General features: G+C 64.7%; 1 protein-coding gene and 2 pseudogenes. 2 read left to right on the plus strand and 1 reads right to left on the minus strand.

The window, feature by feature from the left end; all coding sequences use genetic code 11:
- Positions 1-72 (plus strand): annotated as a pseudogene (locus tag EN879_RS40795) (cysteine ABC transporter permease); the annotation flags it as partial.
- Positions 69-839 carry an amino acid ABC transporter ATP-binding protein gene (locus tag EN879_RS36385; protein WP_013529175.1) on the plus strand — a complete coding sequence of 257 codons (771 nt, stop codon included), beginning with the start codon at positions 69-71 and terminating at the stop codon, positions 837-839. The pseudogene EN879_RS40795 and the gene EN879_RS36385, both read left to right, overlap by 4 nt.
- 181 nt (positions 840-1,020) lie before the next feature.
- Here EN879_RS36385 and EN879_RS36390 read toward each other — a convergent pair.
- Positions 1,021-1,232, minus strand: a pseudogene (locus tag EN879_RS36390) (LysE family translocator); the annotation flags it as partial.

Raw genomic sequence — 1,232 nt, forward strand, 5'->3', positions numbered from 1 at the left:
CTGTCGGCCTTGCAGACGCGGCTGGAGACCCGGCTCAACCGCTATGGCGGCTTCCTGGAGGCACGCTCATGATCGGCCTCAGCAACATCGAAAAGCGCTTTGGCGACAATCTCGTGTTGAAGGGCGTGACGGTCACCATTGCCGAAGGCAGCGTCACGGCGCTGGTCGGCCCGTCGGGCGGGGGAAAGAGCACCCTGCTGCGCTGTATCAACCTCCTGGAGATCCCGACCTCGGGCACGGTGCGCATCGGCGACGAGACGCTCGAATTCCATCCTGGTGGCAGGGTTCCGGCCAGGGATATCCAGCGCCTGCGGCTGCAGACCGGCATGGTGTTCCAGAACTTCCAGCTGTTTCCGCATCGCACCGCGATCGAGAACGTCATGGAAGGGCTGGTGACGGTGCTGAAATGGGCGCCTGAGAGGGCACGCGAGCGGGCGCTGGCTCTGCTGGAGAAGGTGGGGATGGCGCACAAGGCCGACGCCTGGCCGGCGACGCTGTCGGGCGGCCAGCAGCAGCGCGTGGCGATCGCCCGCGCCTTGGCGCCGTCGCCGAAAGTGCTGCTCTGCGACGAGCCGACCTCGGCACTCGACCCGGAACTGGCGCAAGAGGTGGTCGACGTGCTTGGCAAGCTCGCCAGTGAAGGCACGACCATGGTGATGGCGACGCATGATCTGCGCCTCGCCTCCAAGATCGCCAAGGAAGTGGTGTTCCTCGATGCCGGCGTCGTCGTCGAGAAGGGACCGGCCGCGGTGCTGTTCAACAATCCGGAGCAGCAACGGACGAAGCGGTTCATTGCGACGCTGAAGCAGGAGGCTGAGAAGGAAGGCGGCGGCGGGTAGGCGCGGCCTAGGGTCTGTAGAATTCGGGCGATGGCCCCGAAGGCGCGCCGGTTCCGGTATATCTTGCCGGATGCGCGAGCAGGCCGTCAGCCATCCTTCGGCATATCGGGCCTTGCCGCCAGCAGCCGCTGAAATTTCACCGTCAGATCTCCCTCGAAATCGCGGCTCTTCATTTGCAGGTTCAGATATGATGGCTGACGAGCGCCACGCCAAGTCCGATGAGGATCGAACCGCATGTCTTTGGGATCACCCATCCGGCGCCAGTGAACCGGCCAACGGCGAGCGAGGCGATGCCGACCGCCGCAAGGTCGGCCATCGAGAAGATGAGATTGACGATGATGCCGAGGATGAGGAACTGCAACCCGACGGCCATGCCGGCTGACGGATCCACGA

This window comes from Mesorhizobium sp. M7A.F.Ca.AU.002.02.1.1, assembly GCF_003998535.1.
Lineage (GTDB): Bacteria > Pseudomonadota > Alphaproteobacteria > Rhizobiales > Rhizobiaceae > Mesorhizobium > Mesorhizobium ciceri.

Excerpts from the sequence above, each read along its gene's own strand:
- EN879_RS36385 (WP_013529175.1), top strand. The coding sequence starts at position 69 with ATGATCGGCCTCAGCAACATCGAAAAGCGCTTTGGCGACAATCTCGTG.